At 71.6% G+C, this 25,202-nt stretch carries 24 protein-coding genes; 14 read left to right on the forward strand and 10 right to left on the reverse strand.

Annotated features, from left to right (window positions below; genetic code table 11):
- Position 1 precedes the first annotated feature (1 nt).
- Positions 2 to 1,177, forward strand: a complete 1,176-nt coding sequence (gene hutI, locus C3492_RS02205; RefSeq protein WP_103809973.1) for an imidazolonepropionase — start codon at positions 2 to 4, stop codon at positions 1,175 to 1,177.
- A 6-nt stretch (positions 1,178 to 1,183) separates the two neighbouring features.
- Here the strand turns inward: hutI and C3492_RS02210 are convergent, their stop codons facing one another.
- Positions 1,184 to 2,854: a hypothetical protein gene (locus C3492_RS02210; protein ID WP_103809974.1), complete on the reverse strand. Its 1,671-nt coding sequence runs from the start codon at positions 2,852 to 2,854 to the stop codon at positions 1,184 to 1,186.
- A gap of 117 nt (positions 2,855 to 2,971) precedes the next feature.
- Between C3492_RS02210 and C3492_RS02215 the strand changes: the two genes are divergently transcribed.
- Complete coding sequence (locus C3492_RS02215; protein ID WP_103809975.1) at positions 2,972 to 3,193, forward strand: hypothetical protein; 222 nt, start codon at positions 2,972 to 2,974, stop codon at positions 3,191 to 3,193.
- Between the two features lie 97 nt (positions 3,194 to 3,290).
- Here C3492_RS02215 and C3492_RS02220 read toward each other — a convergent pair whose 3' ends face one another.
- The gene (locus C3492_RS02220; RefSeq protein WP_103809976.1) at positions 3,291 to 4,832 is read right to left on the reverse strand and encodes an RICIN domain-containing protein; all 1,542 of its coding nucleotides are present in this window, start codon (positions 4,830 to 4,832) and stop codon (positions 3,291 to 3,293) included.
- Between the two features lie 234 nt (positions 4,833 to 5,066).
- Positions 5,067 to 5,963 carry an RNA polymerase sigma factor SigF gene (locus C3492_RS02225; protein WP_030653201.1) on the reverse strand — a complete coding sequence of 299 codons (897 nt, stop codon included), beginning with the start codon at positions 5,961 to 5,963 and terminating at the stop codon, positions 5,067 to 5,069.
- A 246-nt stretch (positions 5,964 to 6,209) separates the two neighbouring features.
- On the opposite strand from C3492_RS02225, the gene C3492_RS02230 reads away from it, so the two are divergent.
- Together C3492_RS02230 and C3492_RS02235 are read left to right on the forward strand one after the other, a co-directional pair.
- Positions 6,210 to 6,587: an STAS domain-containing protein gene (locus tag C3492_RS02230; protein WP_059251093.1), complete on the forward strand. Its 378-nt coding sequence runs from the start codon at positions 6,210 to 6,212 to the stop codon at positions 6,585 to 6,587.
- Between the two features lie 442 nt (positions 6,588 to 7,029).
- Positions 7,030 to 7,608, forward strand: a complete 579-nt coding sequence (locus C3492_RS02235; protein WP_103809977.1) for an ATP-binding protein — start codon at positions 7,030 to 7,032, stop codon at positions 7,606 to 7,608.
- A 524-nt stretch (positions 7,609 to 8,132) separates the two neighbouring features.
- Here the strand turns inward: C3492_RS02235 and C3492_RS02240 are convergent.
- Entirely contained in the window at positions 8,133 to 9,638 is a 1,506-nt protein-coding gene (locus tag C3492_RS02240; RefSeq protein ID WP_103809978.1) for a peptide MFS transporter, read from the reverse strand.
- A 491-nt stretch (positions 9,639 to 10,129) separates the two neighbouring features.
- On the opposite strand from C3492_RS02240, the gene C3492_RS02245 reads away from it, so the two are divergent.
- Together C3492_RS02245 and C3492_RS02250 are read left to right on the forward strand one after the other, a co-directional pair.
- Positions 10,130 to 10,807 (forward strand): response regulator transcription factor, encoded by a 678-nt coding sequence (locus C3492_RS02245; protein WP_030653180.1) that lies wholly within the window; start codon positions 10,130 to 10,132, stop codon positions 10,805 to 10,807.
- Positions 10,808 to 10,840: 33 nt separating this feature from the next.
- Positions 10,841 to 12,112, forward strand: a complete 1,272-nt coding sequence (locus tag C3492_RS02250) for an ATP-binding protein (RefSeq protein ID WP_103809979.1) — start codon at positions 10,841 to 10,843, stop codon at positions 12,110 to 12,112.
- Positions 12,113 to 12,128: 16 nt separating this feature from the next.
- On the opposite strand, the gene C3492_RS02255 is transcribed toward C3492_RS02250, so the two are convergent.
- Positions 12,129 to 12,632, reverse strand: coding sequence for a GtrA family protein (locus C3492_RS02255; RefSeq protein WP_103809980.1), 504 nt, complete (start codon positions 12,630 to 12,632; stop codon positions 12,129 to 12,131).
- A 182-nt stretch (positions 12,633 to 12,814) separates the two neighbouring features.
- Between C3492_RS02255 and C3492_RS02260 the strand changes: the two genes are divergently transcribed.
- The 3 genes from C3492_RS02260 to C3492_RS02270 are packed head-to-tail and all read left to right on the forward strand — an operon-like array spanning position 12,815 to position 15,674.
- Positions 12,815 to 13,954, forward strand: a complete 1,140-nt coding sequence (locus tag C3492_RS02260) for a 5-(carboxyamino)imidazole ribonucleotide synthase (protein WP_103809981.1) — start codon at positions 12,815 to 12,817, stop codon at positions 13,952 to 13,954.
- Positions 13,951 to 14,475 (forward strand): 5-(carboxyamino)imidazole ribonucleotide mutase, encoded by a 525-nt coding sequence (gene purE, locus C3492_RS02265; protein WP_079082684.1) that lies wholly within the window; start codon positions 13,951 to 13,953, stop codon positions 14,473 to 14,475. Before C3492_RS02260 ends, purE begins: the two co-directional genes overlap by 4 nt.
- A gap of 5 nt (positions 14,476 to 14,480) precedes the next feature.
- Positions 14,481 to 15,674, forward strand: a complete 1,194-nt coding sequence (locus tag C3492_RS02270; protein WP_374938316.1) for a dipeptidase — start codon at positions 14,481 to 14,483, stop codon at positions 15,672 to 15,674.
- A 58-nt stretch (positions 15,675 to 15,732) separates the two neighbouring features.
- On the opposite strand, the gene C3492_RS02275 is transcribed toward C3492_RS02270, so the two are convergent.
- The gene (locus C3492_RS02275; protein WP_103809983.1) at positions 15,733 to 16,125 is read right to left on the reverse strand and encodes a VOC family protein; all 393 of its coding nucleotides are present in this window, start codon (positions 16,123 to 16,125) and stop codon (positions 15,733 to 15,735) included.
- A 20-nt stretch (positions 16,126 to 16,145) separates the two neighbouring features.
- Positions 16,146 to 16,514, reverse strand: coding sequence for a VOC family protein (locus C3492_RS02280; RefSeq protein ID WP_103809984.1), 369 nt, complete (start codon positions 16,512 to 16,514; stop codon positions 16,146 to 16,148).
- A gap of 94 nt (positions 16,515 to 16,608) precedes the next feature.
- Between C3492_RS02280 and C3492_RS02285 the strand changes: the two genes are divergently transcribed.
- A complete protein-coding gene (locus tag C3492_RS02285) occupies positions 16,609 to 17,115 on the forward strand; it encodes a CGNR zinc finger domain-containing protein (RefSeq protein ID WP_103809985.1) in 507 nt (168 codons plus the stop codon).
- A 93-nt stretch (positions 17,116 to 17,208) separates the two neighbouring features.
- Here the strand turns inward: C3492_RS02285 and C3492_RS02290 are convergent, their stop codons facing one another.
- Complete coding sequence (locus C3492_RS02290) at positions 17,209 to 18,552, reverse strand: UDP-glucose/GDP-mannose dehydrogenase family protein (RefSeq protein ID WP_103809986.1); 1,344 nt, start codon at positions 18,550 to 18,552, stop codon at positions 17,209 to 17,211.
- Between the two features lie 191 nt (positions 18,553 to 18,743).
- Here C3492_RS02290 and C3492_RS02295 point away from each other — a divergent pair, with 191 nt between their 5' ends.
- The gene (locus C3492_RS02295) at positions 18,744 to 19,901 is read left to right on the forward strand and encodes an acyl-CoA dehydrogenase (RefSeq protein ID WP_103809987.1); all 1,158 of its coding nucleotides are present in this window, start codon (positions 18,744 to 18,746) and stop codon (positions 19,899 to 19,901) included.
- Positions 19,902 to 19,986: 85 nt separating this feature from the next.
- Positions 19,987 to 20,355 carry a four-helix bundle copper-binding protein gene (locus C3492_RS02300; RefSeq protein ID WP_103809988.1) on the forward strand — a complete coding sequence of 123 codons (369 nt, stop codon included), beginning with the start codon at positions 19,987 to 19,989 and terminating at the stop codon, positions 20,353 to 20,355.
- 61 nt (positions 20,356 to 20,416) lie between these two features.
- On the opposite strand, the gene C3492_RS02305 is transcribed toward C3492_RS02300, so the two are convergent.
- On the reverse strand, positions 20,417 to 21,742 hold the full coding sequence (locus C3492_RS02305) for an LCP family protein (protein WP_181140147.1): 1,326 nt from the start codon (positions 21,740 to 21,742) through the stop codon (positions 20,417 to 20,419).
- 119 nt (positions 21,743 to 21,861) lie between these two features.
- Between C3492_RS02305 and C3492_RS02310 the strand changes: the two genes are divergently transcribed.
- Complete coding sequence (locus tag C3492_RS02310; RefSeq protein ID WP_258055436.1) at positions 21,862 to 22,422, forward strand: acyl-CoA thioesterase; 561 nt, start codon at positions 21,862 to 21,864, stop codon at positions 22,420 to 22,422.
- Positions 22,423 to 22,479: 57 nt separating this feature from the next.
- On the opposite strand, the gene C3492_RS02315 is transcribed toward C3492_RS02310, so the two are convergent.
- Positions 22,480 to 23,847, reverse strand: coding sequence for an LCP family protein (locus C3492_RS02315; protein ID WP_103809990.1), 1,368 nt, complete (start codon positions 23,845 to 23,847; stop codon positions 22,480 to 22,482).
- Positions 23,848 to 24,128: 281 nt separating this feature from the next.
- Between C3492_RS02315 and C3492_RS02320 the strand changes: the two genes are divergently transcribed.
- Positions 24,129 to 25,160 (forward strand): glycosyltransferase family 2 protein, encoded by a 1,032-nt coding sequence (locus tag C3492_RS02320; RefSeq protein WP_103809991.1) that lies wholly within the window; start codon positions 24,129 to 24,131, stop codon positions 25,158 to 25,160.
- Positions 25,161 to 25,202 lie beyond the last annotated feature (42 nt).

Below are 25,202 nucleotides of genomic sequence, written 5' to 3' on the forward strand. Positions count from 1 at the left end.
CATGAGCAGCAGCACCGTCATCACCAACATCGCCACGCTGGTCACCAACGACCCCTCCCTCGGCGACAACTCCCCCCTCGGTCTGGTCCAGGACGCGGCCGTCGTCATCGACGGCGACCGTGTCGTGTGGACCGGTGAGTCAAGCAAAGCACCCGCCACTGACAACCGGGTCGACGCGGGTGGCCGGGCGGTGCTGCCGGGCTTCGTGGACTCCCACTCCCACCTGGTCTTCGCGGGCGACCGGACGCAGGAGTTCAACGCCCGCATGTCCGGCCGCTCCTACACGGCCGGCGGCATCCGCACCACGGTCACCGCCACCCGCGCCGCGAGCGACGCGGAACTGGAGGCGAACCTCACCCGTTACCTCGGCGAGGCCCTCCGCCAGGGCACCACCACCTTCGAGACCAAGTCGGGCTACGGCCTCACCGTCGAGGACGAGTCCCGCGCCCTGCGCCTCGCCGCGCGGCACACCGACGAGGTGACGTACCTCGGCGCGCACATCGTCTCCCCGGACTACGCCGACGACCCGGCGGCCTACGTCGCCCTGGTCACCGGCGAGATGCTGGACGCCTGCGCGCCGCACGCCCGCTGGATCGACGTCTTCTGCGAGAAGGGCGCCTTCGACGGCGACCAGGCCCGCGCGATCCTCACGGCCGGCAAGGCGAAGGGCCTGCACCCGCGCATCCACGCCAACCAGCTCTCCCACGGCCCCGGCGTCCAGCTCGCCGTCGAACTGGACGCGGCCAGCGCCGACCACTGCACCCACCTCACGGACGCGGACGTGGACGCCCTGGCCAACAGCGCGACGGTCGCCACCCTGCTCCCCGGCGCCGAGTTCTCCACCCGCGCCCAGTGGCCGGACGCCCGCCGTCTGCTGGACGCGGGCGTGACGGTCGCCCTCTCCACCGACTGCAACCCCGGCTCGTCCTTCACCTCCTCCCTCCCCTTCTGCATCGCCCTGGCCGTCCGCGACATGCGGATGACCCCGGACGAGGCGGTCTGGTCGGCCACGGCGGGCGGCGCGACGGCCCTGCGCCGCACGGACATCGGCCGCCTGAGCCCGGGCGCCCGGGCCGACCTGATCATCCTGGAAGCCCCCAGCCACGTGCACCTGGCCTACCGCCCGGGCGTACCCCTGGTCAGCGGGGTGTGGCGGCGCGGGGTGCGGGTGGTCTGAGCCGCGTCAGTCCTGGGCCGTGCGCCAGGCGATCAACGCGCTGCGCGCCAGCGCGCGTTCCCTCCTGCGCCCAGGCAGCAGGGCGGGCCTGCTCCCGGCGGTCCTGGCGAAGTCGGGGAGCAGCCCGCGGTCGCTGATTTCCCGGAGCATCACGAACAGGGGGGTGCGGCCCAGACCCTGGGGCGTGAGCAGATTCTGGTGCGCCTTGCAGACACCGGTGAAGACACGCGAGAACTGCTCCAGCGTCATGCTGTCCAGGAGGGTGCGGGTCAAGGACCGCCAGTGCTCGCCGGACATCCGTCCCAGCCCGGCGTCGTGCACGGCCGGCCACACGTGATCCGTGTCGAGCCTTCTCGCGAAATCGGTGATGAGCAGCGAATGGAACTCGCGCCACTCGGCCTCCGACGCCAGAAGCAGGAGAGTCAGTGCGTGCTCGCCGGAACGGCCGAACGACGCTGGGTGAAGGTTCCTGACCGCGGCCTTCTCGTCAACCGGTATACGTGCGATGACCTGAGCCATGTCGTCCAGGCCGCGCGGGGACTCCAGCAGAGCGGCGAGGACGCTGTGCGGCCCTGCCGGGCGCAGCAGCAGGACCTGGTCCGTTCCCGGATCCCACTGGTCCGGCCACAGGGTGTGGAGTACCGCGATGTCCTGTGGCGTCATGACCAGACATGCCTCGGCGGCGAGGAGCCCGGCCCTCTTGGCGGCGTGGTGGGCGAAGGACGGTGTCCACTGCCGGTCCAGTGTGCGTTTGCCGAAAGCGGCCACGTCCTCGACGCTGCGGACGCGGGCCACCTCACGCACGACGTGGTCGCCGTGCAGCCGGTCGCCGCGGTGGTCCAGCCAGGCGACCAGGTCGGAGAGCTCGGCCACGGGCCGGGTCAGCGCGGCCTCGGTCAGGTCACGGGCCGCTTCCCTGGTGTGGCCCCTTTCCCAGTGCGCCGTCAGCTGGTCCCGCAGGCTGTCCAGGGGGAGCGCGATACCGCAGGCCTCCCCGGAGCGCGAGGCCAGTTCCTCCTCCATCTCCCTGACCCGGGCTTCCAACGCGGCGCACCGGCGTTCGGTATCGGCGCGGGCGGCGACCACCTCCGCCAGTTCGGCCCGGAGCCGGGCGACCTCGTGGGCCAGGCCGTCGTTGTGGGCGACGTGCTCGGCCGGCACCTCCACCTCCGCGCCACCGGCGCTGGGCCGGCCGGCGAACCAGTCCTGGCGTACCTGGTTCAATTCGGCGCGCAGCCGTGCGATCTGCTGCTCCTTCTTCTCCAGCAGGTCGTGCAGCGCCTCCTGGTGTCTGGCCAGGAGCTCGGCCTCGCGCCGCGTCTTCTCCATCTCCGCCCGCAGGGACTCCAGTTCGTACACCGCCGGGTCGCACACGCGCAGGGCTGCCAGGCGCAGGGCGCGCAGATTCGAGTGGACCTCGGGCTGTACAGGGGTGTCCCGCACGGATTCGACCTCGCGGACCAGCCGGTCGATGAAGTCCTGCGTGGCCACTCGTCGGCCGCGGAGCGCTCGTGACACCACCGACTTGTCGAGCGAGACGCGGACCGCGTACGCGCTCTGGGACATCCCGAGGGTGTTGAACAGCGTCGTCAACGCGTTGCCGAGCGCGGCGACCTCCGGGATCTCGCCCCGCTCCAGGTCCCCCGAACCCCTGATCGCAGGCAGCGCCTCCGTCACTGAGATCCCTCCCTCGTTGACCTCACATCGGCAACCGGTGCGTCTGCCGCAACGGGTGCGCGGTTCTGCACGGTGGTGTCCCGGAAGGTCCCTCCCACGGATTGGAGCCGTCGAACCATGACACCGTCCTGGACCGCCGTGGTCACGGGCAGCCGCTTGCTGCAGCGTGTCCTCGTCGTCCTCTGCGCAATCGTTCCGCTGCTCGTCGTCACCCTCGCCTGCACGCCGGCGCTGGTCGTACTCCCGTTCCTGCCGGCGCACAGCGCCCGTGCCACGGCGATCGTGCGGCAGCTCATCGCATGGACCCGTACCGCGCTGATCGCCAGCCGGAGCCGGTGAGCGGCTCAGGGCGGGCGGCAGCAGCCGGCGCATGCCGGTGCTCGCCGGGCTCGACCGGGTCTTCGGGCACGCCGTCCACGCACCCGTCGCGGACGGCTCACCGCGCCCCCGCCCGCCACCGCCGGCCGGGGCTGTCGGACAGGGCGTGCAGGGAGACGCCGTCGCCGTCGTCCGGGGTGACCGCCGTCTCGATGGCGATGGCCGGGCGGATGGTGCCGTCGGGGTCGACGGTGAAGCGGAGGTTCTCGCCGTTGCGGCCGTGGACCGAGTCGCACTCCCAGATGCCCACGCCCCGGTCGACCGAGCCCCGGCTGTCCAGGCAGAAGTCGTCGTCGGCCGCCGAGCGGAGCACGCCCAGGGAGGCGTCGACGCTCCAGCGCTGGGTCGCGGAGGAGTCGCAGGGAGCCGTGACGACTTCGTTGCCCTTGGCCAGGTCGCCGTCGCGGATGTCCAGGCAGCGGCCCGTGGCCAGGTTGACCACCTGGGCGTAGGCGGCTCCCGGCGGGGCGGGCGGTGGCGTCGGGCTCGGGGTCTCGCGGCGGGGCGGGGTGGGAGTCGGGCGGTGCGAAGCCGGGGTGGGGGAGGGGGACGGGGACTGGGACGTGCGGGACGGGGAGGGGGAGTGGGCCGGGGACGGGGGCAGCGAGACCGTCGCCGTCACCGTCACCGACGAGGGCGCGGGGGTGGCCGCCGCCGGGCGGCGGTCGGTGGAGTGCGCGGGGCTGAACAGGAAGACCAGCAGCGGGGTCAATGCCACGCCCAGCGCCGCCGAGCCCAGCAGGACGCGCCCGCGGGGCGGCCGGCCGGGCGTGCCCGCCGTCGTGGGTACGGCGGCGGACACGGGGAGCTCGTCCCGGCGCAGGTACGCCGTTCCGCGCCAGGGCAGCAGACCCTCGGCGAGGGTCTGCCGGGGCGCGTCCCGCAGCGCCCGCACCTCCTCGAACGCGGCCGTGCAGTGCGGGCAGCGCGCCATGTGGGTGTCCAGGTCGGCGCTGCGACGCGGGGCGTCCGGCCGTACCGCCTCCTCGATCAGCCGCCGGAAGTCCGCGCAGCGCGGGTCGTCGGAGGCGGCCAGCCGGTGCCGCAGACAGGCCTGGGCCAGGGCGGTGAGGGCCCGCGGGGTGTCGTGGACGACGTCCGCGCTGCCGAGGCCCAGGAAGGCGGCGGTGCGCTCCTCGGGTTCCGCGTCGACGACGCCGTACCAGAGCAGTCCCTGGGCGCGGGAGGGCAGTGACCGGAAGGCCGGGAGCAGGGGCGGGGTCGGGCCCTCGGGGCGGCCGGCCGTGGTCAGCACCAGCAGCAGGCCGGGGTCGACGCCCGCGGAGCGTTCGTCGCGCGCCCAGTTGGCCGCCAGCCGCACGGTGAGCAGCAGGAGCCGGTGGCGCAGGGGGACGGGCGGTTCGACGCCCCGGGCCGTCTCGCGGGCCGCCGTGGTGAACGTCTCCGCCGCCAGCCGGCGGGCCGCGGACTCGCTCGTCGCGCACAGCCGGGCGTGGGCGAGGACCGCCGGATGGTGGCGGCGGCGCAGCTCCTGCAACGCCGGGTAGGCCGTGGGCGTGGGGAAGCGCAGCAGTTCGGTCAGCCGTGCGTCCGGCGCGTCCTCGTGGTCCCCCGCCGTGGCGTGGTCCCCCTCAGCCATGCAACACCCTCCGTCCCGAGAAGGCCGCTGACATACCAGCCAGTTTGGGGACCCATAGTGGTGGACGGGGGCGGTCCCGGAAAGAGGTTTCTGTGAGGAACCGCATAACGGTTGGGGTGCTGGGCACCCGGCTGCCGGAGTGGTGGGTGCAGGGGACGCCGAAGCGGCCCGGCGTCTCCACCGGGCCGCTCACCGCAGTACGGGCCGCACGCGTGCGCGCGTTCCGCGCGGAGGTCACTCCTCCAGCGTCAGTCCCTTGCGCAGCCGTACCAGCGTGCGCGACAGCAGCCGGGACACGTGCATCTGGGAGATGCCCAGTTCCTCGCCGATCTCCGACTGGGTCATGTTCGCCACGAACCGCAGGGAGAGGATCTTCCGGTCCCGGGGCGGGAGTTCGGCGATCAGGGGCTTGAGCGACTCGATGTACTCGATGCCTTCGAGCCCGTGGTCCTCGTATCCGATGCGGTCCGCGAGGGCGCCCTCGGACTCGTCCTCCTCCGGCTGGGCGTCCAGCGACGAGGCGGTGTAGGCGTTCGAGGCGGCCATGCCCTCGACGACCTCGTCGTTGGAGATGCCGAGCCGCTCGGCCAGTTCCGCGACCGTGGGGGCGCGGTCCAGCTGTTGCGCCAGTTCGTCGCCGGCCTTGGCCAGGTCGAGCCGCAGCTCCTGGAGCCGGCGCGGGACGCGCACGGACCACGAGGTGTCACGGAAGAACCGCTTGATCTCGCCGATGATGGTCGGCATCGCGAAGGTGGGGAACTCGACGCCGCGGGAGAGTTCGAAGCGGTCGATCGCCTTGATCAGGCCGATGGTGCCGACCTGGATGATGTCCTCCATCGGCTCGCTGCGGGAGCGGAAGCGGGAGGCGGCGAACTTGACGAGCGCGAGGTTGAGCTCGACGAGGGTGTTGCGGACGTACGCGTGCTCGTGCGTCCCTTCCTCCAGCGACTCCAGGCGCTCGAAGAGGGTCTTGGACAGGGCCCGTGCGTCGACCGGGCCGATCTCGTCGTACGGGGGGATCTCCGGGAGTCCCTCGAAGGGATCGAGGGGGTCGATGGGATGATCCAGTTGTTCCGGTGGGGGTGTCGACGTCGCGATCGGGGTAGGCGATGCGTCGAGCCGGGGTGACATGGGTGTCCTCCATCGTTCTCGGCATATGGCTGCCGAAGCCAGTACGTGCACTGCGGTGTGCGGCGCCTCCGAAGCCGGCGTGTAGGGGTGTGTGTCCTTACTAGCCCTACCCGCTGCACCGAGCGAGTCGCAAGTGCGTTCTGTAGCTATATGTCCGTTTCTGTGCGGATGTTCGGGTGTCGGAGTGCGCATGGAAGGCGTAATGTTCGAGGGCATCAGCAGCCACGACCTCGGGAGAGAGACGGCATGGACCACGGGACGGTCGGCAGCGCACAGTCGGGCCGGCTTCTGGTGGAGGTGCGGGAAGAGGGCTCCAGCGCCGTTGTGACACCGGCGGGTGAGCTCGATCACCACACCGCCGATCTTTTGCGTGAGCCCCTCGACGACCTCTTGGCCAAGGGCTTCTCGCGGCTCGTGGTGGACTGCTCACGCCTGGAGTTCTGCGACTCCACAGGGCTGAACGTCCTGCTCGGCGCCCGCTTGAAGGCGGAGGCCGCGGGTGGCGGGGTCCATCTGGCCGGAATGCTGCCAGTGGTCGCCCGCGTGTTCGAGATCACCGGGGCGGAGGCGGTCTTCACCGTCCACGACTCCGTGGAGGCGGCCCTGGCCGACGGTGCCGACTGACCCTCCGCCCCGTGTCCGGTCCGGTCCGTCGCGGCTTCCCGTGGGCGTTACATGCGTCACGTCCGAAACGGGGGGTGTTCCGTCGGATCGGTCGGGCAGGAGAGGGCAGAAGGAGGCGGGAGCCGTTCCGCCGACTGCCGGCCGTCGGCCACCGCTTACCGGTGGCCGGTGGGCGCGCGGGACGGGGCGTGCGTCCGGCGGACGGGCGGGTAGGGATTCCTGGCCGGACGGCGTGCGGACGGCCGTCGGGCGGTGTGCGGACGGCGCGCGGACGATGTACGAACGACGTCCGGGCGGTGTGCGGACGACATCCCGGCCGGACGGCGCCCGGGGCGCCGGCGGTGCCGGGCCTTCGACAGGACCGACCGGCCGGAGACCGCCGGCCGGACTATTGACCGGACTTTTGAATCGTGAACTGGTGAATCGGTGAGGTGAAGCGCTGATGAGCACCACCCGGCCTTACTCGCCGGGCGACCGCGGCCCGGAGCCCAGCGGCGCTTCCGGGGCGTCCGAGGGGGCCGCGCCGGCCGTCGGCGCGGCCACGGGGGCAGCCGCGCCGTCCGTGCCGTCCGGGCCGCCGGGCCCGGCCGACGGCACCCCGCAGCCCCGGGGCCGGCAGGTCCGCAGGCTGCGCCTGGAAGGCGAGAGCGGGGTCGTCCCGCTCGCCCGTGACTTCACCCGCCAGGCGCTGTACGCGTGGGGCTGGCTGCCCGCCGCCACCGCCGACCAGCGGGCCGCCGCCGAGGACGTGCTGCTCGTGGTCTCCGAACTGGTCACCAACGCCTGCCTGCACGCCGAGGGCCCCGACGAACTGCTCCTCTCCTGCGACAACAAGGTGATCCGGCTGGAGGTCTCCGACCGGGGCACCGGCCAGCCGGCCCCGCGCACCCCGCACCGCGCCGGCCGGCCGGGCGGGCACGGCATGTTCATCGTGCAGCGGCTCTGCCTGGACTGGGGCGTGGTCCGCGCCCCCGGCACGCCGGGCAAGACGGTCTGGGCGGAGCTGGGCGCCCCCGCCTGAGCGCCGGCGGAGACCACCCGAGTCCCCGCCTCCACTCCGCCACCGCCTCGCGCACGCCGGATCACCACAACTCCGGCGTGTGACGTGTCTTCCTTCCTCACGACCCCGGGCGAACCGTGACGGCGAGATCTGATGTGCCGTCAGGGATGAGTGAGGCGGACCGATCGTGCCGTACCCGGAACGAACCGCCGCACTCGCCTCCGCCACGGCCCCACCGGCTCGGCTGCGCTGCCGGCCGCACCGACGGCCCGCGTCGACCTGAGGGGCGCGGGGAACCGCGCGCTCGGCCGCAGCGGTGCGCCGGCCGCCGACGCTCGACCATCCCTAGGGCGCCCCGCACCCCGGCACGAACGGGCGGCCCGCGCGACAGTCGGCCTCAGGGGCGTGGGGAACCGCGCGCTCGGCCGCAGCGGTGCGCCGGCCGCCGACGCTCGACCATCCCTAGGGCGCCCCGCACCCCGGCACGAACGGAGGGCCACCGCGTCCCAGGGACGCGGTGACCCTCCGCCGGCCAGGTCCAACGACTAGTTGACGTTGCCCATCAGCTTCTTCACCTTGCCGCGGTACATCCACACCGCGACACCCGCGACCACGGCGAGCACGGCCTCCAGGGCGACGAAGCCCATCTTGTCGAGGTTGACACCACCGACGGCCGGGTTCGACAGCAGGGCGGTGACGGAGTCGCCCGCGGTCACCGCGAGGAACCAGACGCCCATCATCTGCGAGGCGTACTTCTTCGGCGCCATCTTCGTCGTCACCGACAGACCCACCGGCGACAGCGTCAGCTCACCGATGGTCTGCGCGAAGTAGATCGCGACCAGCCACAGCGCCGCGGCCTTGTGACCGCCCTCGGCGATCGACAGCGGGGCGAGGAAGACGAAGAAGGACGCACCGACCAGCACCAGACCGGAGGCGAACTTCACGATCGTGCTCGGCTCCTTGCCGCGCTTGTTCAGCCACAGCCACAGCCAGGCGAAGACCGGCGCGAGGGCCATGATCATGACCGGGTTGACCGACTGGTACCAGGAGACCGGGAACTCCCAGCCGAAGATGGTGTTGTCGGCGCTCTTCTCGGCGAACAGCGAGAGGGTGGAGCCGCCCTGGTCGTAGATCATCCAGAAGACGGCGGCGGCCACGAAGAACCAGATGTACGCGGACACCTTGGAGCGCTCGGCCGGCTCCAGGTCCTTGTCGCGCAGGATCCGGGAGATGACCAGGATCGGCACGATCAGGCCGATGAGCGTGAGCGGGATCAGCGCCCAGTTCAGGGTGAAGTGGCCGGTGCCGCCGACGATGCCGTAGAAGACCACGGCGACGGCCAGCCAGATCAGGCCCTTGCGCAGGGTGGACGCCTTCTCGGCGGGCGTCAGCGGGGTCGGGACCTCGCTGCTCCTGGCGTTCAGGTGGCGGCCGCCGAGCAGGTACTGGGCGAGACCCAGCGCCATACCGAGCGCGGCCAGCGCGAAGCCCAGGTGCCAGTTGACGTTCTCACCGACGGTGCCGATGACCAGCGGGGCGACGAAGGCACCGAGGTTGATGCCGATGTAGAAGAGCGTGAAGCCACCGTCCCGGCGCGGGTCCTCCGGGCCGTCGTAGAGGTGGCCGACCATCGTGGAGATGTTGGCCTTCAGCAGACCGGAGCCGAGGGCGACGAGGACCAGGCCGACGAAGAAGCTCGCGGCGGCGGGCAGCGCCAGGCACAGGTGACCGAGCATGATGACCAGGCCCGCGGCGGCGACCGTCTTGCGGGGGCCGAGGACACGGTCGGCGAACCAGCCGCCGGGCAGGGCGAGCAGGTACACGAGCGACAGGTACACGGAGTAGATCGCCGTCGCCGTGCCCGCGCTCAGGTGCAGGCCACCCGGGGCCACCAGGTACAGCGGGAGAAGGGCCCTCATGCCGTAGTAGGAGAAACGCTCCCACATCTCGGTCATGAAGAGAGTGGCCAGTCCGCGGGGGTGGCCGAAGAAGGTCTTCTCGGAACCGGGGGTGCCCGGTCGGACCGAGTCCTTCGTCAGGCTGGACGCCATGGTCGTTCCTTGCTGGTCGGGACGCGCGGTGGAGCGTTGCGCGCCCGGTGGGGGTGTCGGCCGGCACCGGCGGGGTCGGTCGTCCACCCCCACGCCCAGGGGGAGTCCGCCCCGGATCGCGGGGCGGCGGACGGCGACCACCGGGATCCACGCCCCGACGCGTCACCGCGTCCGGGGCCCGGCCAGAGGTCATTCCTTTCAAGGCTGGTCTGGGCCAGCCCGCACACAAAGAAGACCCTCAGCGTCACATGCCCGCCAAAGGTCCCCGGTGTACTACAGGCGTTCAGGTCACCATACGGCAGGACACTGCCGGATATGGAAGGACTTGAGACACGGATCACAGGTGTCGCGGGAACCGCACGACCCGATTCGAAGGTCTCTCCTACGATCGCATCCCCAGGTCAATGGTTCGTACCAGCAGCATACGAAGGTAAGAACCCCGGGTGCCGATCACACCCCGGCACCGCACGCGGGCGGTCTACCATCACCTCATGACCCGTGTACTGCTCGCCGAGGACGACGCGTCCATCTCGGAGCCGCTGGCCCGCGCCCTGCGCCGGGAAGGTTACGAGGTCGAGGTGCGCGAGGACGGACCCGCCGCGCTCGACGCCGGAATGCAGGGCGGCGTGGACCTGGTCGTGCTGGACCTGGGCCTGCCCGGCATGGACGGCCTGGAGGTCGCCCGCCGGCTGCGCGCCGACGGTCACACCGTGCCGATCCTCATCCTGACCGCGCGGGCCGACGAGGTGGACACCGTCGTCGGCCTGGACGCGGGCGCCGACGACTACGTCACCAAGCCGTTCCGGCTCGCCGAACTGCTCGCCCGGGTGCGGGCCCTGCTCCGGCGCGGCGCGGCCGAACCGCAGCAGCCGCCGGCCACGCACGGGGTGCGGATCGACGTCGAGTCGCACCGCGCCTGGATGGGCGACGAGGAACTCCAGCTCACCGCCAAGGAGTTCGACCTGCTGCGGGTGCTGGTGCGGGACGCGGGCCGGGTGGTGACCCGGGACCAGCTGATGCGCGAGGTCTGGGACACCACGTGGTGGTCGTCCACCAAGACCCTGGACATGCACATCTCCTGGCTGCGCAAGAAGCTGGGCGACGACGCGGCGAACCCCCGGTACATCGCGACGGTGCGTGGCGTGGGCTTCCGGTTCGAGAAGAGCTGAGTCCGGGCCCCAGCGATCACCAGGTGACGGAGCATGCGCCGACGTCTCATCCAGTCCACCCTCGCCGTCGTCCTCGTGGTGATCGCGGTCTTCGGCGTGTCCCTGGTGATCGTCGAGACGCGGACGATCAGCAACAGCGCTCAGGAGCGTGTGGAGTCGGAGGCGGTGCGGCTGGCCAGCATCGTGGACAGCCGGATCCTCGCCGCGGAGAACGTCAACGCGGACGTGCTGCGCAACCCGGTCAGCAAGGACCAGTACGCGGTCATCCGCATGCCCGGCAAGCCGCCCATCGAGATCGGCACCAAGCCCGAGGGCAACACCATCCACTACACGCAGCGCGGCGAGGAGGGTGAGACGGTCACCGTGCAGGAGCCCCGCTCCGCGGTGACCCGCGAGGTCGGCCGGACCCTGCTGATCATCGGGCTGGTCGCGCTGCTCGCGGTGGTGGCGGCGGTGCTGCTGGCCGTACGGCAGGCCAACCGGCTCGCCTCCCCGCTGACCGACCTCGCCGAGACCGCCGAACGCCTCGGCTCCGGCGACCCGCGCCCCCGGCACAAGCGGTACGGCGTCCCCGAGCTGGACCGGGTCGCCGATGTGCTGGACGCCTCCGCCGAGCGGATCGGGCGCATGCTGACGGCCGAGCGGCGCCTCGCGGCCGACGCCTCCCACCAGCTCCGTACGCCCCTGACCGCGCTGTCCATGCGCCTGGAGGAGATCACCCTCACCGACGACCCGGACACGGTGAAGGAGGAGGCGACCATCGCGCTGACGCAGGTCGAGCGGCTGACGGACGTCGTGCAGCGGCTGCTGACCAACTCACGGGACCCGCGGACCGGCTCCGCCGTCACCTTCGACCTGGACGAGGTCATCCAGCAGCAGCTCGCCGAGTGGCGGCCCGCCTACCGCAGCGCCGGCCGGGCCATCGTCAGCTCCGGCAAGCGGCACCTCCAGGCGGTGGGCACACCGGGCGCGGTCGCCCAGGTGCTGGCCGCGCTGATCGAGAACTCGCTCATGCACGGCGGCGGCACCGTCGCCCTGCGCACCCGGGTCACCGGCAACCAGGCCGTGATCGAGGTCACCGACGAGGGGCCGGGTGTGCCGGCCGACCTCGGCGCGCGGATCTTCGAGCGCACGATCAGCGGGCGGAACTCCACGGGAATCGGCCTGGCCGTCGCCCGGGACCTCGCGGAGGCCGACGGCGGACGCCTTGAGCTGCTCCAGGCGCAGCCCCCGGTCTTCGGCCTGTTCCTCTCGCGCACGCCCCCGGCACGCACCCCGGACGACGACCACCCGACGGTCCGCTAGGACCGGACCCTGGCGCCTACGGCACGCGCTGCTTGGGGGTCCGCTTCGTCGACTCCCGCTCCAGGACCGGTTCCGCGCTCACCACGGTCTCCCGGGCGGGCAGCGCCCGGAACACCCAGGTGCGGTACGACCAGAACCGGAACAGGGTCGCGACGCCGATGCCGACGAACTTAAAGACGTTGCTCTGCAGCGGGCTGTCCCAGCCGAAGCCGTAGGTCGCCAGGTACAGCACGCCGTTCTCGATCACCAGGCCGATCGCGCTGAACAGCAGGAACAGCGTGAGTTCCTTGGTGCGCCCGCTCTTGTCGCGGTCCCGGTACGTCCAGTAACGGAAGCCGACGTAGTTGAAGACGATGGCCACGACGGTCGCGATGATGCTGGCCCGCACCACCGGCAGGTCGGAGACGTGCCGGACCAGGTTGAACACACCGAGATTGACGAGGACGCCGGCGCCGCCCACGGCACCGAACTTGGCCACCTCGCGGACGAGCCGTTGCAGCCCCGAGGAACGAGGTTCCATGGCTGTGCAGCTCCCGTCGGTAGGTTTCCTCAACCCCGCCATGCTAGCCGGGCGGGCCCGCCCGTGCCCGTGGACCGGGCCACGCCGTGGAAACAGGTCGGAAAGAGGCGGGGAAGCACCGGGTAAGAGTCTGTGAGAGGGACGCGATCCGACAGCGTCCGCGTGGCCGATACGCTAGGGGTGTGACGTTCCCGGTAGTCGGCATGGTCGGCGGGGGGCAGCTCGCGCGTATGACGCACGAGGCGGGCATCCCGTTGGGCATCAGGTTCAAGCTTCTCAGTGACACTCCTCAGGATTCCGCGGCGCAGGTCGTGAGCGACGTCGTGATCGGCGACTATCGCGACCTCGACACGCTCCGCGAGTTCGCGCGCGGTTGCGACGTGATCACCTTCGACCACGAGCACGTGCCCACCGAGCACCTGCGTGCCCTGGAGGCGGACGGCATCCCCGTGCGCCCGGGGCCGGACGCGCTGGTGCACGCCCAGGACAAGGGGGTGATGCGTGCGAAGCTCGACGCGATCGGCATCCCCTGCCCGCGGCACCGGATCGTGAGCGATCCTCAGGACGTCGTCCGGTTCGCCGAGGAGGGCGACGGCTTCCCGGTCGTCCTCAAGACGGTCCGCGGCGGCTACGACGGCAAGGGCGTGTGGGTCGTGGACAGCGCCGAGGAGGCGGCCGAGCCGTTCCGCGCCGGCGTGCCCGTCCTCGCCGAGGAGAAGGTCGACTACGTCCGCGAGCTGGCCGCCAACGTCGTGCGCTCCCCGCACGGCCAGGCCGTCGCCTACCCGGTGGTGGAGTCGCAGCAGGTCAACGGCGTCTGCGACACGGTCATAGCCCCCGCGCCGGACCTGGAGGAGGACCTGGCGCTGCACGCCGAGCAGCTGGCGCTGACCATCGCCAAGGAGCTCGGCGTCGTCGGGCACCTCGCCGTCGAGCTGTTCCAGACCCGCGACGGCCGCATCCTCGTCAACGAACTGGCGATGCGCCCGCACAACTCCGGCCACTGGAGCATGGACGGCGCGATCACCTCGCAGTTCGCCAACCACGTCCGCGCGGTCCTGGACCTGCCGCTGGGCGACCCGCGCCCGCGCGCCAAGTGGACCGTGATGGTCAACGTCCTGGGTGGCGACTTCCCGGACATGTACTCCGCGTACTTGCACTGCATGGCCCGTGACCCCAAGCTCAAGATCCACATGTACGGCAAGGACGTGAAGCCGGGCCGCAAGGTCGGACACGTCAACACCTACGGCGACGACCTGGACGACGTGCTGGAGCGCGCCCGTCACGCAGCCGGCTACCTGAGAGGCACCATCACCGAATGAGCCCCGTTGTTGGCATCGTCATGGGGTCGGACTCCGACTGGCCCGTCATGGAAGCCGCCGCCAAGGCCCTGGACGAGTTCGAGATCGCCTACGAGGTCGACGTCGTCTCCGCGCACCGCATGCCCCGCGAGATGATCACGTACGGCGAGCAGGCCGCCGACCGCGGCCTGAAGGTGATCATCGCGGGTGCCGGCGGCGCCGCCCACCTGCCCGGCATGCTCGCCTCCGTGACCCCGCTGCCGGTCATCGGTGTGCCCGTGCCGCTGAAGTACCTGGACGGCATGGACTCCCTGCTCTCCATCGTGCAGATGCCGGCCGGTGTCCCCGTCGCCACGGTCTCCGTCGCCGGTGCCCGCAACGCCGGTCTCCTCGCCGCCCGCATCCTGGCCGCGCACGACGAGGACCTGCTGCACCGGATGCGCGACTTCCAGCAGGACCTCAACGACCAGGCCACCGAGAAGGGCAAGCGGCTGCGCTCCAAGGTCGAGGGCGCGGGCAGCGGCTTCGGCTTCGGGAAGTGACCGCCGTGGCCGCCCTGGACGAAGCCCACGCGCTGCTGCGCGAGTTCCCCGTGGTCGACGGGCACAACGACCTGCCCTGGGCGCTGCGCGAGCAGGCCGGCTACGACCTGGACGCCCTGGACATCGCCGGTGACCGGCGCGAGCGGCTGCACACCGACCTGCCGCGGCTGCGCGCGGGCGGGGTCGGCGCCCAGTACTGGTCGGTGTACGTGCCCTGCGAGCAGCCGGACCCGGTCGCGGCGACGCTGGAGCAGATCGACTGCGTCCGGCGGCTGCTGGACCGCTACCCGGCGGATCTGGCGCCCGCGCTGACCGCCGCCGACATGGAGGCGGCGCGCGGCCAGGGCCGTATCGCCTCGCTCATGGGCGCCGAGGGCGGACACTCCATCGCCAACTCGCTCGGCACCCTGCGCGGCCTGTACGCGCTCGGCGTGCGCTACATGACGCTCACCCACAACGACAACGTGGACTGGGCCGACTCCGCGACCGACGAGCCGCGCGTGGGCGGGCTGTCCGCCTTCGGCCGCGAGGTCGTGGCGGAGATGAACCGCCTCGGCATGCTCGTCGACCTCTCCCATGTGGCGGCGACGACGATGCGGGACGCGCTGGACGCCACCTCAGCGCCGGTGATCTTCTCCCACTCGTCCTCCCGCGCGGTGTGCGACCACCCCCGCAACATCCCCGACGACGTCCTGGAACGCCTGCCCGCCAACGGCGGCGTGGCGATGGTGACGTTCGTGCCCAAGTTCGTGCTCCAGGCCGCCGTCGACTGGACGGCCGCGGCCGACGAGAACCTGCGCGCCCACGGCCTGCACCACCTGGACACCAATCCCGAGGCGATGAAGATCCACCGGGCCTTCGAGGAGCGCAACCCGCGCCCCGTCGCCACGGTGTCCACGGTCGCCGACCACCTGGACCACATGCGCGAGGTCGCCGGCATCGACCACCTGGGCATCGGCGGCGACTACGACGGCACCGCGTTCACCCCGGACGGCCTGAACGACGTCTCCGGCTACCCGAACCTGCTCGCCGAACTGCTGGACCGTGGCTGGTCCAAGGCCGACCTGGCCAAGCTGACCTGGCAGAACGCGGTGCGTGTGCTCGGCGCGGCGGAGGACGTCGCCCGGGACCTCCAGGCCACCCGCGCGCCGTCCCTCGCCACGATCGGGTCGCTGGACGGCACGCGCGGCGAGAACTGACCGGAGTACGCCCCGCCCGGCGACGGCCGGGATCACCGGGCCGGGCGTCCCCGGAGCGTCACGACCGCTCGATCCGGCACAGGCAGAACGGGTGCCCGGCCGGGTCGGCGTACACCTGGAAGTCCTTCGTCTCGCGGTCCTCCAGGTCCAGCGGGCGGGCGCCGAGCGCCAGCACCCGCTCGTGCGCCGCGTCGAGGTCCGCCCAGGTCGGACCCGCGTCGAAGTCGAGGTGGAGCTGCTGGCCGTTGCGGTCCGCGCGCGGCCACTCCGGCGGGGTGTGTCCCTCGGCCCGCTGGAAGGCGATCCGTGGCCCGTCCGGCACCTGGAGCACGACCCAGTCGTCGTCCTCCGGCTGCGGCGTCCCCCCGGCCACCGCAGCGTAGAACGCGGCCAGCGCGTGCGGATCGGGGCAGTCGAGCACGACGTTGCGGAAACGGGCCACGGACGCCATGGGTCCTCCTTCGGGACGGGTCAGCAGGCGCAGAGACAGAACGGGTGCCCCGCGGGGTCCGCGTAGACACGGAAGGTCCGCTCGCGGTCCTGTGTGTCCAGCGGCTTGGCACCCAGCTCCAGCACGCCCTTCTCCGCCGCGTCGAGGTCCTCCACCACCAGGTCCAGGTGGAACTGCTGCGACCGGTCCGCCGCGGGCCACTCCGGTGGCACGAACCCCTCCGCCCGCTGGAAGGCCAGCGCCGTCCCGCCGGGCACCTTCAGGTCCACCCACGCGCTGTCCTCGGGGTTCTCCTCCACCGTGCCGCCCAGCACACCGGCGTAGAAACCGGCCAGCGCGCGGGGGTCGGGACAGTCCAGGACGACGACGCCGAGCTTGGCGAGAGCCATGACTACCTCCTCGTAGCGTTGCAGCGTTACCTGTGGAGACGAGTAACCGGTAACCGTTACTGCATGCTCCCGCATAGGGGGTAACGTCGCAAGCATGAGCGAGAGATCGGCTGCTCCCGGCGGCCTGGCCCTGATCGAGTGCCTGGTCAACACCCTGGACATCGAGTCGGGCAGGGACGGGCTGGACACGCCGGAGGGCCGCGCACGCCTCGGCGTCACGGAGGGCGGGCTGGCCGACGCCCGGGAGCTGCGCGAGTCGCTGCGGGCCGCGCTGCTCGCGCACGCCGGACATCCGCCGCACCGCCCGGTGACCCCGCTGGGCACCCTGCTGGCACGGGCCCCGCTGTACGTCGCCGTCGACGACCACGACGGCTCGGCCCGCCTCGCCCCGGCCGACGCGGACCCGCTGCTGTCCCGGGTCGCCGCCGCCGTCGCCGAGGCGCTCGTCGCGGGCACCTGGACCCGGCTCAAGGCGTGCGAGGCCGACACCTGCCACTGGGCGTACTACGACCGCAGCCCCGCCGGGCGCGGGCGCTGGTGCTCGATGCAGGTGTGCGGGGCCCGCGCGAAGATGCGCCGCTACCGGGCGAAGGGCGCGTGAGCGGCGACGGTTTGGTGCAGAATGCGGACAGACGCCGGTTCGGCCGACTGAGCCTCGGCCGAACCGGCGTCGCCATGAGCACGCCGTGGTGCCCTACGCCTTGGGACGGCCCATCGCGCGGTACGTCCAGCCGGCCCGGCGCCACAGCTCCGGGTCGAGGGTGTTGCGGCCGTCGAGGATCACCCGGGCCGCCGCGGCCTCGCCGAGCGCCACCGGGTCCAGCTCGCGGAACTCCCGCCACTCGGTCAGGTGCAGCACGACGTCCGCGCCCCGGGCCGCCTCCAGTGCGGAACCGGCGTAGCCCAGGGTCGGGAAGACCTTGCGGGCGTTCTCCATGCCCTTCGGGTCGTACACGGTCACCTGACCGCCCTGGAGGTGGATCTGGCCGGCCACGTTCAGCGCGGGCGAGTCGCGGACATCGTCCGAGTCCGGCTTGAAGGTGGCGCCGAGCACCGCGACCCGCTTGCCGAGGAAGGACCCGCCGCCGAGCGCCTCCCGGGTCATCTCCACCATCTGGCCGCGCCGGCGCATGTTGATGGAGTCGATCTCGCGCAGGAAGGTCAGCGCCTGGTCGGCGCCCAGCTCGCCCGCGCGGGCCATGAACGCCCGGATGTCCTTGGGCAGGCAGCCACCGCCGAAGCCGATGCCGGCGCGCAGGAACTTGCGGCCGATCCGGTCGTCGTGGCCGATGGCCTCCGCGAGCTTCGCCACGTCACCGCCGGCGGCCTCGCACACCTCCGCCATCGCGTTGATGAAGGAGATCTTGGTCGCCAGGAAGGAGTTCGCGGCCGTCTTCACCAGCTCGGCGGTCGGGAAGTCGGTGACCACGAACGGCGTGCCCTCGCCGACCGGGCCGGCGTACACCTCGCGCAGCAGCTTCTCCGCACGCTCGCTGCGCACACCGACGACGATCCGGTCCGGGTGCAGGGTGTCCTGGACGGCGAACCCCTCGCGCAGGAACTCCGGGTTCCAGGCCAGCTCGGCGTCGCCGCCCGCCGGGGCGTGCTCGGCCAGGTAGCCGGCCAGCCGGTCGGCGGAGCCCACCGGCACGGTCGACTTGCCGACGACCAGGGCGGGGCCGTGCAGGTGCGGGGCGAGCGAGGCGACGGCGGAGTCGACGTAACTCATGTCGCAGGCGTACTCGCCGTGCTTCTGCGGGGTGTTCACGCACACGAAGTGCACATCGCCGAAGGCGCCGACCTCGGCCCAGTCCGTGGTGAAGCGCAGCCGCCCGGTGGACCCCTCGATCCCGGCCACGTGCCGGCGCAGCAGCTCCTGGAGCCCCGGCTCGTACATCGGGGTCTCGCCGCGCTCCAGCATGGCGATCTTCTCGGGTACGACGTCCAGCCCCAGCACCTCGAAGCCCAGTTCGGCCATGGCGGCGGCGTGCGTGGCGCCGAGGTAGCCGGTGCCGATCACGGTGATCTTCAGGCTCATGGGGTGCGCTCCAGCTCCGGTCCGTCGGTCCTGCTCGGTCGTGCGGTGCCTGAGCATAGTCGGGCCGTCCGGCGGGCAATTTTCCCGCTGTCACCAAGCTCACGTAGGCGGGTTCACACGGGGGCTCTAAAATTCAGTTACTTAACGGTAATTAGCGTCAGTATCACTGCGTCTTTGGAGCGTGAGAGACCGTGGCCGGATCGGCTGACTTCGACCTGTACCGCCCGTCCGAGGAGCACGACATGCTCCGGGACGCCGTCCGCGCCCTGGTCGAGGCGAAGATCGCGCCGTACGCCGCGGCGGTGGACGAGGAGGCCCGCTTCCCGCAGGAGGCCCTCGACGCCCTGGTCGCCAACGACCTGCACGCCGTGCACGTCCCCGAGGAGTACGGCGGCGCCGGCGCCGACGCGCTCGCCACGGTCATCGTGATCGAGGAGGTGGCCCGCGCCTGCGTCTCCTCCTCCCTCATCCCCGCCGTGAACAAGCTGGGCTCGCTCCCGGTGATCCTCTCCGGCGGCGAGGAGCTGAAGAAGAAGTACCTGACGCCACTCGCCAAGGGCGACGCCATGTTCTCGTACTGCCTCTCCGAGCCGGAGGCCGGCTCCGACGCGGCCGGCATGAAGACCAAGGCGGTCCGCGACGGCGACCACTGGGTGCTCAACGGCGTGAAGCGCTGGATCACCAACGCGGGCGTCTCCGAGTACTACACGGTGATGGCCGTGACGGACCCCTCGAAGCGCTCGAAGGGCATCTCCGCGTTCGTCGTGGAGAAGTCGGACGAGGGCGTCTCCTTCGGCGCCCCGGAGAAGAAGCTCGGCATCAAGGGCTCCCCGACCCGCGAGGTCTACTTCGACAACGTCCGCATCCCCGCCGACCGCATGATCGGCGAGGAGGGCACCGGCTTCATGACGGCCATGAAGACCCTGGACCACACCCGCATCACCATCGCGGCCCAGGCCCTCGGTGTCGCGCAGGGCGCCTTCGACTACGCCAAGGGCTACGTCCAGGAGCGCAAGCAGTTCGGCAAGCCGATCGCCGACTTCCAGGGCATCCAGTTCATGCTCGCCGACATGTCGATGAAGATCTCGGCGGCCCGCGCCCTCACCTACCAGGCCGCCGCCGCCTCGGAGCGCGGCGACGCCGACCTCACCTACCTGGGCGCCGCCGCCAAGTGCTTCGCCTCGGACGTCGCCATGGAGGTCACCACCGACGCCGTCCAGCTCCTCGGCGGCTACGGCTACACCCGTGACTACCCGGTGGAGCGCATGATGCGTGACGCCAAGATCACGCAGATTTATGAGGGCACGAACCAGGTCCAGCGCATCGTCATGGCCCGCAACCTGCCGTAATCCGACATGCGGGACGTCGCTCCCCGGCGTAGGACGGAAGCACACGGGGCCCGCCCCGGGTCCCGCCTGCCTCCGAGGAGGAGCCATGACCCAGTCCCAGTCCGGAATGATGCCCGCCCTCACGCAGCAGATGCAGGACTGCATCGACGCCTGCATGAACTGCCACAACATCTGCGAGGAGGCCATGAGCTCCTGCATGCAGCAGGGCGGCCAGGCGCAGATGCAGATCATGCGCGCGCTCATGGACTGCTCCGAGACGACCCGCATGTGCGCCGACATGATGATGCGGCGCTCGCCCATGGCGGGCGAGATGTGCGCCGTCTGCGCGCGGGCCTGTGACATGTGCGCCGAGGCGTGCATGTCCATGCCCGACGACCAGATGATGATGCGCTGCGCCGAGGCGTGTCGTCGCTGCGCGGAGACCTGTCGGGCGATGGCGGGCGCCAGCATGTGAGCCCACCCCGGCACGGCCGAGGGCACCCCGCGGGGTGCCCTCGGACCGGTGCGTGACGGCGTCAGTTGCCGGAGACGGTGACCTTCTCGTCGTTGTTCAGCTCGTTCACCAGGGTCTTCACCTTGGCCTTGTCCCAGACGAGGTTGCCGCCCACGGAGCCGGAGATCGGCATGTTCATCGAGGTGCCGTCACCGCCGCTGACGCCCTTCATGGCCCAGAACATCGAGCCCAGGTCCCACAGCGACATGTCCTTGTCGACGATCAGGGAGTCCAGGCCCGCGCCCATGGTCGGGTAGAACTTGAACGGGTTGAGGATCGTCGAGGGGGTGGCCACCTGGTGGGCCAGGGCGGCCAGGAACTTCTGCTGGTTCTTGGTGCGCTGGAGGTCGGACGCGGCGAACGCGTGCCGGGTACGGACGAAGGCGAGCGCCTGCTGGCCGTTCAGGGTCTGCTTGCCGGCCTTGAAGTCGGCGCCCGACCACTTGTCCTTGAAGCCCTTGTCGATGTTGATCTCGACACCGCCCACCGCGTCCACGATGCTCGCGAAGCCCTGGAAGCCGATCTCCACGTAGTGGTCGATGCGCAGACCGGTGTTGGCCTCGATCGTGCGGACCAGCAGCGTCGGCCCGTCCTCGGCGTAGGTGGCGTTCAGCTTGGCGTGCCGCCCCTGCGCGGGGTAGGTCTTCCCGGACGTCGAGCCCTGGTACGACGGGACCACCACGTCCGAGTCGCGCGGCAGCGAGATCAGCGTGTCGCCGTTGTCGCCGACGTGCAGGATCATCATCGAGTCCGTGCGCTTGCCCTCGGCGCCGCCGGTGTGCAGCTTCTTCTCGTCCTCCTTGGACATGCCCTCACGGCTGTCCGAGCCGACGATCAGGTAGTTGGTGCCGTCGCCGCCCTCCGGCCGGTCGATGACCTTCGACAGGTCGACCTCGCGGCGCAGCTTGGAGTCGGCCCAGAAGTAGGTCGCGATCGAGGTGACGACCAGCACGGTCGCCAGGGTGATCGCCGTCCACTTGATCCGGCGCCGCCAGTTCGGCGCGGGGCGCGGCGACCGGGTGGGCGCCCCCGCCGTGCCGCCCGGGCCCCGGCCGCCGGAGCCGCCGTAGACCTGGCCGGTGTTGTAGCCGCTGTCGTAGTCGCCGTAGCCGGCGCCCTCCTCGTGCCCCTGGCCGTCGACGTACGACGGCTGCCGTGGCACACCGGCCCCGTACGGCGGCGCCGCCGGGCCGGGGTCGCCGTACGCCGAGCGCGGTCCGGGCGGTACCGCCGGGCCGCGCTGCACCTGACGCATCACGCGGGCCCCCTCCGGCTGTGCGCCGGCACTGCCGCGTCCGTAGCGCGGGCCGCGGTTGTCGTCGGACCATCCCTCGGGCCAGTCATTCATGCGCCCCAGTGTGCAGGGCCCGGCCATGTGCTCGACAAGGGATGTGGGGAAATCAGGGCCTCGCTGTTGCGAACCCGACACAAATTCCGCGAATGAGGCTTCGGCATAAGGTAGGGGGCATGACAGACCAGGTCACGGACACGGATCCGGCGGTGGAACCGGACATCCCGGGCAAGCCCACGTCCGCCTCGCGCACCACCCTCAGCCACATCATGACCCACAACGACACCAACCTGCTGGGGACCGTGCACGGTGGCGTGATCATGAAGCTCGTCGACGACGCGGCGGGCGCCGTGGCCGGCCGGCACTCCGGCGGCCCGGCCGTCACCGCCTCCATGGACGAGATGGTGTTCCTTGAGCCGGTCCGCGTCGGTGACCTGGTCCACGTCAAGGCGCAGGTGAACTGGACCGGCCGGACCTCGATGGAGATCGGCGTCCGGGTCCTCGCCGAGCGTTGGAACGAGTCGGACCCGGCCACCCAGGTCGGCTCGGCCTACCTGGTCTTCACGGCCGTCGACGCCGACGGCAAACCGCGCCGGGTGCCGCCGGTGATACCGGAGACCGACCGCGACCGCCGCCGCTACCAGGAGGCGCAGATCCGCCGCACCCACCGCCTGGCCCGCCGCCGGGCGATCCGGGAACTACGGGAGAAGCGGGCGGCCGAGGGCTTCGAGGACTGATCCGCGGACTGGCCGAGGACCGAGCCGCGGACTGACCCGAGGAGTGGGGAGACGGCCTCAGCACGTCACCTCGTTGCCCCGTACGACGCTCTGCTCCGGCTGGGCCGGGTCGTCGAACCGTACCTTCCGCACCTCCTTGAACTCCGGGCCGGCCGTCACCTTCAGCAGCGGCCCCTGGCCCGGCACGGCCCGCAGCTCGCTGCCCGGCAGCGCCGCGGCCAGGGAGCGGGCGGAGCGGTCCCAGCGGGGGTCGTAGAAGATGACCGTGCGCGCCACGCGGGCGGGCGCGGTCACCGGCCGGCGGGTGGTGGCGAAGCCGGTCGCCGCGAGCGCCGCGTCGACCCGCTTGGCCAGCCCCACCGTGCCGCTGCCGTTCGCCACCTGGACCCGGATCGTGTCCGGGGACACCTCCACCGGCACCGGAGTCCGCGCCGGGTCGCGGCGCGGCTGCTCCCCGGCGAGCGGCTTGTCGTCCCGCAGTGCCCCGAACAGCTGCTCCGCCTTGGCCGGGTCCCACTTCAGGGTCGAGCCGATGCCCTTGACCGGGTAGTCCATCCGCCCGATCGGGACGGTGGTGAACTCCGACGAGGACGGCGAGAAGTTCCGCATCGCACGGCCGAGGTCGAGCAGCTCGTCGGTTCCGAAGCCCGCGTCGGCGCGGACCGAGCCGAGCACCGCCCGGGTCACGTCCCGGAACCGCATCGGGTTCAGCAGCACCCCGGAGGAGGTCGCCTTGTCCAGCAGCGCGGCCAGGAACCGCTGCTGCCGCTTCATCCGGCCCAGGTCGCTGGCCCCGTCGACGTGCCGCGCCCGTACGTACTGGAGCGCCTGCCCGCCCCGGAGGGTGTACGTGCCGGGCGCGAGGTCGAGCCCGGTGTACCGGTCCTTCAGCGGCGTCGGCGTGCACACCTTGACCCCGCCGAGGACGTCCACGGTCTTCATGAAGCTGGTGAAGTCGATCTCCAGATAGTGGTCGATCTTCACATGGGTCATGCTCTCGACCGTGCGGATGGTCAGCTGGGGTCCGCCCTCGGCGTAGGCCGCGTTGAGCCTGACCGGGTGCGGGCCGTGCCGCTGCCCGGTGTTCTGGTCGACGTGCGCGGGGGTCTCGGCGTAGGAGTCGCGCGGCAGGCTCACCACGGTGGCCCGCTCCCGGTCCTCCGCGATGTGCACGATCATCATGGTGTCGGTGCAGTGACAGGGCGCCCCGCCCAGCCGGTAGGCCCGCCGGTCCTGCTCGCTGAGCTTGTCCCGGCCGTCGGTGCCTACCAGCAGTACGTTCATGCCGTGCCCGGCCCGGGGCCGGTTCTTCATGTCCTTGAAGGCGTCGATCCGGGCGATGCCCGCGTCCAGGCTGGCGACCACCGCGTGCCCGATCCCGGCGGAGGCGAGCACCACGACCGACAGCGTGGTGACCGCCCGCATGGCCCAGCGGGGCCGCCGCGGCGGCCGGACCGGCCGTACCTGCCGCTCGGGCGGACGCGGCACCCGGCGGGGCGGCCGCGGGCGGCGCTGCGGGCTGGGAGCCCCTCCCCCGCTTCTGGCGGTGGAGGAGGGGGACCGGGGCGGGCTGGGCAAGGGGGACACCTCCGGACGAGGCCGTACGTGGGATCCGTGAGCACAGTAGGCCGATACGATCTCCTGCCCGCGCCGCAGGCCCGGCGGCGCGCACCCGTATCCCCCGTTCGCGGTAACGTGAGGCCCCTATGAACGCCAAGCCCGACGTGCGGCTCCCCGCAGTGTCCGTGATCATGCCCGTCCTCAACGAGGAGCGGCATCTGCGCGGGGCCGTCCAAGCGATCCTCGCGCAGGAGTACGCCGGCGAGCTGGAGGTCGTGATCGCCCTCGGTCCGTCCACGGACCGCACGGACGAGATCGCCGCCGAGCTGGTCTCGGAAGACCCGCGCGTGCACACCGTCCCGAACCCGACCGGCCGCACCCCGGCCGCGCTGAACGCGGCGATCAAGGCGTCCCGCCACCCGATCGTGGTCCGCGTCGACGGCCACGGCATGCTCTCGCCGAACTACATCGCGACCGCGGTGCGGCTCCTTGAGGAGACCGGCGCGCAGAACGTCGGCGGCATCATGCACGCCGAGGGCGAGACCGACTGGGAGCACGCGGTGGCCGCCGCGATGACCTCGAAGATCGGCGTCGGCAACGCGGCGTTCCACACCGGCGGCCAGGCCGGTCCCGCCGAGACGGTCTACCTCGGTGTCTTCCGCCGCGAGGCGCTGGAGCAGCAGGGCGGCTACAACGAGGAGTTCATCCGCGCCCAGGACTGGGAGCTGAACTTCCGCATCCGTGAGGCGGGCGGGCTCATCTGGTTCTCGCCCGAGCTGAGGGTGTCGTACCGGCCGCGGCCGTCGGTGCGGGCGCTGGCCAAGCAGTACAAGGACTACGGCCGCTGGCGGCACGTCGTCGCCCGCTACCACTCCGGTTCGATCAACCTGCGCTACCTGGCGCCGCCGACGGCGGTGTGCGCGATGGCCGTGGGCCTGGTCGTCGGCGCGGCGCTGACCCCGTGGGGCTTCGTGATCCCCGGTGGCTACCTGGCCGCGATCGTCGCGGGGTCCGTCCCGGCCGGCAAGGGCCTGCCGCTGAGGGCCCGGCTGCAGATCCCGGTGGCCCTCGCCACCATGCACATGTCGTGGGGCTGGGGCTTCCTGACCAGCCCGAAGTCCCTGGCGAAGAGGGTCATCGCCTCCCGGCGGCCCGCGGTCGTGGACGCCGCCGCCTGACGGACGTACGAAGGGGCCCCTCCCGCCCGGAGGGGCCCCTTC

The sequence above is a fragment of the Streptomyces sp. Ru62 genome, from assembly GCF_002920615.1.
Classification (GTDB): Bacteria; Actinomycetota; Actinomycetes; order Streptomycetales; family Streptomycetaceae; genus Streptomyces.